This window comes from Streptosporangium sp. NPDC002524, assembly GCF_040295985.1.
Taxonomy (GTDB): domain Bacteria; phylum Actinomycetota; class Actinomycetes; order Streptosporangiales; family Streptosporangiaceae; genus Streptosporangium.
Window position 1 is genome coordinate 432632 of record NZ_JBEOWK010000008.1, and the last position, 6530, is coordinate 439161.

Annotated in this window: 4 protein-coding genes; 3 read left to right on the forward strand and 1 reads right to left on the reverse strand. The window is 72.4% G+C overall.

What is annotated here, in order from left to right:
- Positions 1-77: 77 nt before the first annotated feature.
- Positions 78-806, reverse strand: a complete 729-nt coding sequence (locus ABT053_RS17220) for a class I SAM-dependent methyltransferase (RefSeq protein WP_350969998.1) — start codon at positions 804-806, stop codon at positions 78-80.
- A gap of 153 nt (positions 807-959) precedes the next feature.
- Between ABT053_RS17220 and mfd the strand changes: the two genes are divergently transcribed.
- From mfd to ABT053_RS17235, 3 genes are read left to right on the forward strand one after another with little or no spacing between them, the layout of a single operon-like run.
- A complete protein-coding gene (gene mfd / locus ABT053_RS17225; RefSeq protein WP_350969999.1) occupies positions 960-4502 on the forward strand; it encodes a transcription-repair coupling factor in 3543 nt (1180 codons plus the stop codon).
- Positions 4503-4529: 27 nt separating this feature from the next.
- Positions 4530-5174 carry a SurA N-terminal domain-containing protein gene (locus tag ABT053_RS17230; protein ID WP_350970000.1) on the forward strand — a complete coding sequence of 215 codons (645 nt, stop codon included), beginning with the start codon at positions 4530-4532 and terminating at the stop codon, positions 5172-5174.
- A gap of 9 nt (positions 5175-5183) precedes the next feature.
- Complete coding sequence (locus tag ABT053_RS17235) at positions 5184-6131, forward strand: nucleoside triphosphate pyrophosphohydrolase (RefSeq protein WP_350970001.1); 948 nt, start codon at positions 5184-5186, stop codon at positions 6129-6131.
- The last annotated feature ends 399 nt before the right edge of the window (positions 6132-6530 follow it).

A 6530-nucleotide genomic window follows, 5' to 3' on the forward strand; every position in this document is an offset into this window, starting at 1 on the left:
CGCTCGCGATGGGCCCCTGTCCGGCGAGCCTGGGATCCACCGGTCCGGTGAATCCCGGGTGCCCCGGCCGGTGGATCTCAGATCAACCGGGCGAAGTGGCTCTGGGGCTTGCGGATCACCATGGTTATCTCGTCGTGAGACGCGGGCCGGCTTCCCCTGGAGAGGGCCTCCACCACCGAGCAGGCGGCGCGGGCAAGCTTACCGAGAGGTCCGCGGAGCGCGGACCCGCTGCTGGCGGAGACGTCCTCGGTCACCATCAGCCCGCGCACCAGGCAGAAGGAGTGCATCCCCTCGCGCGAGGCGATCTGCTCGTAGACGGCCGGCAGCGGGCCCACGGTCCCCGCGGGGGCGAACCTGCGCCACACCGCCCGCCGCAGCCGCGCCGGCGCCAGCCGGTCGCACGCTCCGTAGGCCGAGTCCCGGTCGCGCATCCTGACCAGCAGCAGCCCGCCGGGGCGCAGACCGGTCAGCAGCCGGTCGAGCACCAGCTCGGAGTGCTCGATCCGCTCCAGCAGGAACGACACGTAGACGATGTCGAACGCCCGCGGGGGCACCGGCACCGAGCGCAGGTCGCCCAGCGCCCAGGAGTCCAGGTCCTTGCGGGCGGACGTGCTCGTGCGCAACACGGGCAGGTCCTCGTCGATCCCGATGACCCTCGACTCCGTCTGCGCAAGATCGAGCGGCTCGGGCCATCCGCATCCGGCGATCAGGATGTCGAGCCGCCGGCCGAGCTGGCCGCTCCACTGCTCCCTGATCCGCTGACTCAACAGATCGTCGCGAGCGACGACCGACCTCACCTCTGACATGTAACCGAGAGTAGTCAACTCAGCACGATTCGTCGCGCATTTACCACTCTTTGCGAGAGCGGGCGGCCGGGCAAGTAGCCTTGAACAGGTACCCCCCGTGTCTTCCCGGCCCGGGGCTGTCGTGTTGCCGTCGTGGGGCTGTGGGCGAATCTGATGAGTCTTTCCGGACTTCTGGACCTTGTCGCCGGGGAGCCTGAGCTGGCTTCCCTTCTTCAGGACGTGCGCGGGGGCGACTCGTCCGACGTGTCGCTGGTCGCGCCGCCGGCGCTGCGCCCCTTCGCGGTGGCCGCGCTGGCCAGGGAGGGGGCCAAGGGGGCGGCCAGGACCGTCCTCGCGGTGACCGCCACCGGGCGCGAGGCCGAGGATCTCGCCTCGGCCCTCACCAGCCTCCTGGACGAGAGCGTCGTCGCGGTCTTCCCCGCCTGGGAGACGCTCCCGCACGAGCGCCTGTCGCCGCGCAGCGACACCGTGGGGCAGCGCCTGGCGGTGCTGCGCAGGCTGGCGCACCCGGTCGAGGGCGACCACTCGGCGGGCCCGCTGCACGTGGTCGTCGCGCCGATCAGGGCGCTGCTCCAGCCGATCGTACGAGGACTGGGCGACCTGAGCCCCGTGCGGCTGCGCGCCGGGGACGACGCCGATCTCGACACGGTCGTCCACAGCCTCGTGGAGAACGGCTACCACCGGGTCGACATGGTGGAGAAGCGCGGCGAGGTCGCGGTCAGGGGCGGCCTGCTCGACGTCTTCCCGCCCACGGAGGAGCACCCGCTCCGGCTGGAGTTCTGGGGCGACACCGTCGAGGAGATCCGCTGGTTCAAGGTCGCCGACCAGCGTTCGCTGGAGGTGGCCGAGGACGGGCTGTTCGCCGCCCCCTGCCGGGAGCTGCTGCTCACCGCCGACGTCAGGGAGCGGGCGAGGCAGCTCGCCGAGGCGCACCCCTCGCTGGCCGAGATCCTGGAGCAGCTGGCCGAGGGCGTGCCGATGGAGGGCATGGAGGCGTTCGCGCCGGTGCTCGCCGGGGAGATGGACCTGCTCATCGACCACCTGCCGGGGCAGGCCGCGATCTTCGTGTGCGACCCGGAGCGCATCCGGGGGCGCGCCGACGAGCTGGTGCGGACCAGCCAGGAGTTCCTGGAGGCCTCCTGGATCAACGCGGCGTCCGGGGGCGAGGCGCCGATCGACCTGGGCGCGGCGGCGTTCCGCGACCTGGAGGAGGTCCGCGACCACGCGCGGCGGCTCGGCCAGCCCTGGTGGTCGCTCGCGCCGTTCGGCGCCGGCACCGATGACACCGCCCCGGGCGGCGGGCAGGCGCTGGGGGCGCGCGAGGTGGAGTCCTACCGGGGCGACACCCAGCGGGCCCTGTCCGACATCAAGGGCTGGCTCGACTCCGACCGGGTCGTCGTCCTGCTGAGCGAGGGCCACGGCCCCGCCGAGCGCATGGTCGAGCTGCTCAAGGGCGTCGACCTGCCCGCGCGCCTGGAGCCGGGCCTCGACACCGTGCCCGACAGGAAGGTCGTCCACGTCACCACGGGCCTGGTCGAGCACGGGTTCGTGACCCCGGCGCTGGCCGTGCTGACCCACCTCGACCTGGTCGGCCAGAAGGCGTCGACCAAGGACATGCGGCGGCTGCCCTCCCGGCGCCGCAACATGGTCGACCCGCTCCAGCTCAAGGTCGGCGACCACGTCGTGCACGAGCAGCACGGCGTGGGCCGCTACGTCGAGATGGTGCAGCGGACCGTGCAGGGCGCCACCCGCGAGTACCTGGTGATCGAGTACGCCAAGGGCGACCGCCTCTACGTGCCGACCGACCAGCTCGACGAGGTCACCCGCTACGTCGGCGGCGAGTCGCCCACCCTCAACCGGATGGGCGGCGCCGACTGGGCCAAGGCCAAGACCAAGGCCAAGAAGGCGGTCAAGGAGATCGCCGGGGAGCTGATCCGCCTGTACTCCGCCAGGATGGCCTCGCCCGGACACGCCTTCGCGCCCGACAGCCCCTGGCAGCGGGAGATGGAGGACGCCTTCCCGTACGCCGAGACGGGCGACCAGCTGGAGGCCATCGACGAGGTCAAGCGCGACATGGAGCGCCCGATCCCGATGGACCGGCTGATCTGCGGCGACGTGGGCTACGGCAAGACGGAGATCGCGGTCCGGGCGGCGTTCAAGGCGGTGCAGGACGGCAAGCAGGTGGCCGTCCTGGTGCCGACCACGCTGCTGGTGCAGCAGCACATGTCGACCTTCGCCGAGCGGTTCTCCGGGTTCCCGCTGAACGTGCGGCCGCTGTCGCGGTTCCAGAGCGACGGCGAGGTCAAGGCGACCATGGAGGGCCTGCGGGAGGGCTCGGTCGACATCGTGATCGGCACGCACCGGCTGTTCTCGCCGGAGGTCAGGTTCAAGCAGCTCGGCCTGATCATCATCGACGAGGAGCAGCGGTTCGGCGTCGAGCACAAGGAGGCGATGAAGCACCTGCGCACCCAGGTCGACGTGCTGGCCATGTCGGCCACCCCGATCCCCCGGACGCTGGAGATGGGCCTCACCGGCATCAGGGAGATGTCCACGATCCTCACCCCGCCGGAGGAGCGGCACCCGATCCTCACCTTCGTCGGCCCGTACGACGAGAAGCAGATCGGCGCCGCGATCCGGCGCGAGCTGATGCGCGACGGCCAGGTCTTCTTCGTCCACAACCGGGTGGCCAGCATCAACAAGGTCTCGGCGATGCTGCGCGAGCTCGTGCCCGAGGCGCGGATCGCCGTCGCGCACGGCCAGATGCAGGAGCACCAGCTGGAGAGGATCATGGTGGGCTTCTGGGAGCGCGACTTCGACGTGCTCGTCTGCACCACGATCGTCGAGTCAGGGCTGGACGTGCCCAACGCCAACACCCTGATCGTCGACCGGGCCGACAACTACGGCCTGTCGCAGCTCCACCAGCTGCGCGGCCGGGTCGGCCGGGGCCGCGAGCGCGGCTACGCCTACTTCCTGTACCCGCCGGAGAAGCCGCTCACCGAGACCGCCCACGAGCGCCTCGCCACCATCTCCCAGCACACCGAGATGGGCGCGGGCATGTACGTCGCGATGAAGGACCTGGAGATCCGCGGCGCGGGCAACATCCTGGGCGCCGAGCAGTCGGGCTTCATCGCGGGCGTCGGCTTCGACCTGTACGTCCGCATGATGGCCGAGGCCGTGCAGGAGCAGAAGGCCAAGCTGGCGGGCACCTACCAGGAGGACGAGCGGCCCGACGTCAAGGTCGAGCTGCCGATCAACGCCCACATCCCGCACGACTACGTCACCTCCGAGCGGCTGCGGCTGGAGGCGTACAAGCGGATCGCCGCGATCGGCTCCGACTCCGACATCGGCGCGGTGCGCGACGAGCTCGTCGACCGCTACGGACGGCCGCCCCAGCAGGTGGAGAACCTGCTGGAGGTCGCCCGCTTCCGGGTCCGCGCCCGCCGGGCCGGGCTCACCGACGTCACCCTGCAGGGGCAGAACATCAAGTTCGCGCCGGTGGACCTGAAGGACTCCCAGCAGGTCAGGTTGCAAAGGCTCTACCCGAAGGCGCTGCTGAAGCAGGCGGCCGGTACGTTGCTGGTGCCGGTGCCCAAGACCAGGCCCCTCGGCGGCCAGCCGCTGCGCGACCTGGATCTGCTCAAGTGGTGCGGTGATCTCGTCGAGGCGATGTTCCTCGAAACGGTGCGGGTAGAGTAAGCGGCGTTTGTCGTGAAGGGAACGCATGTGAAGTCGACTCGAATCCGCGTCATCCTGGCGGTCGCCGCCGCCGGTGTCGCGCTGACCGCCTGCACTCCGAACCAGGCCGGCGCCGCCGCCGTCGTGGGCGGGGAGCGCATCAGCTCCGGTGAGCTGGACAGGAACGTGCGCGAGTACGAGGCGGCGCTGGCCAAGGCCAGGGTCACCCCCTCTGACCTCAAGTTCCAGGACAGCGTCCCGCAGCTCGTGCTCTTCCAGCTGGCCAACGCGAAGCAGTTCACCAAGGTCGCGGAGAGCAAGGGCATGACGATCACCGAGGGCGAGATCGACCAGCTGGTCGCGGGCCAGGGCGGCCAGCAGAAGCTGGAGCAGCAGATGCTCCAGAACGCGGTGGCCCCCTCGCAGATGCGTCCCTTCATCCGGGCGCAGCTGCTGTTCAGCAAGCTCATCGCCAAGTACGGCGGCGGCACGGACGAGGCGGCCATCCAGCGCGGCCAGGAGCAGGCGATCAAGGACCTGCAGGCCATGCCGATCACCTGGAACCCCCGGTACGGCACGCCGAACACGCAGCGGAGCGAGCAGCAGCCGAGCGTCTTCGTCGACGCCGGCCGGTTCGGCGCCCCCGCCGCCCCCGGTCCCGCCGACGCGCCGCCCGCGCCGCCGCAGCAGTAGCCTCCGGGCATGCCGCTGATCGTCGTCACCACCTCGCCCCGGGTCGCCCCGGGGCTGCTCAGCCGCCACGCGTGGCGGGTCCTGGAGGAGGGCCCGGTGCGCACCGGGTCCGCTGACCACCCGCACCTGCCCTACCTGGCGGAGGCCGGGGTCGAGGTCGAGGTGGTCGTCCCCGACCCGGCCGCGCTGGTCCGCGAGGCCGGGGCGGCGACCGTCGTGTGGCTGGAGGCCGACGAGGCGCTGATGCGCTCCATCGGCTACGCCGCCGTGGCGCTCGACGACCCGCCGGTGATCGAGGTCGTGCCGGGCTCGTACGACCTGCCGGGCGCGCGGCTGCTCGACCTGGTCTCGGTGATGGACCGCCTCCGGGTCGAGTGCCCGTGGGACGCCCGCCAGACCCACGAGTCCCTCGCCCCGTACCTCATCGAGGAGGCCTACGAGGTGCTGGAGACCATCGAGGAGGGCGACCACGCCGCGCTGCGCGAGGAGCTGGGCGACCTGCTCCTGCAGGTGGCCTTCCACGCGCGGGTCGCCGCCGAGAGGCCCGACGACGGGTTCGACGTCGACGACGTGGCCGAGGGGATCGTCGCCAAGCTCGTCCGCCGCCACCCGCACGTCTTCGCCGACACCCGGGTGGAGGGCGCGGGCGAGGTCAGCGCCAACTGGGAGACGATCAAGGCCGCCGAGCGGGCGGCCAAGAACGGCGGCGACCCGGGCTCGGCCGTCGACGGCGTCCCGATGGGCCAGCCCGCCCTCTCCCTCGCCGCCCAGCTCCTGCGCCGCGCCGAGCGCGCCGGAGCCCCCGCCGCCCTCCCCGAGGGCGTTCCCGCCGACGGCCTGGGGGCGCGGCTCTTCGAGCTCGTACGGCAGGCGGGGGAGGCCGGGCTCGACCCGGAGGCCGAGCTGCGCGCGGTGGCCCGCGCCTACCGCGACCAGGTCCGCGCCCAGCCGCTCTGAGACGGCTCCGGGGGCGCTTGAGGTCGCTCCAGGAGGCGCTTGAGGTCGCTCCGGGAGCGCGCCCGAGGTCGGCTCCGGGGTGCGGCCGAGGTCGGCTTGGGTGGCGCGCCAAGGCCGCGTCGAGGCCGCTCCGGGGCCGGTCGGGGCCAGTGGTCGAGGCTGCTCCAGGGCCGGCCGGAGACGGTGCCGAGGTCGGCTCCGGGGCCGGTCGGAGGTCGGGTGCCCCTCCGATCCGGGCGCCGCTCCGATCCGGGGCGGCGCACGGCCGGATCACCTCCCCCGGCCCCCCCCCCCCCCCCCCCCCGGCCCCCCCCCCCCCCCCCCCCGGCCCCGGGGGGGGGGGGGGGGCGGCGTTTATTTAGAAAGGCGGGAGCGGGGGGCGGGGGCGAGCGGGAGTGG

Coding starts and splice junctions, on each gene's coding strand:
- ABT053_RS17220 (WP_350969998.1), bottom strand. CDS start 806: ATGTCAGAGGTGAGGTCGGTCGTCGCTCGCGACGATCTGTTGAGTCAG.
- ABT053_RS17235 (WP_350970001.1), top strand. CDS start 5,184: ATGCCGCTGATCGTCGTCACCACCTCGCCCCGGGTCGCCCCGGGGCTG.
- mfd (WP_350969999.1), top strand. CDS start 960: ATGAGTCTTTCCGGACTTCTGGACCTTGTCGCCGGGGAGCCTGAGCTG.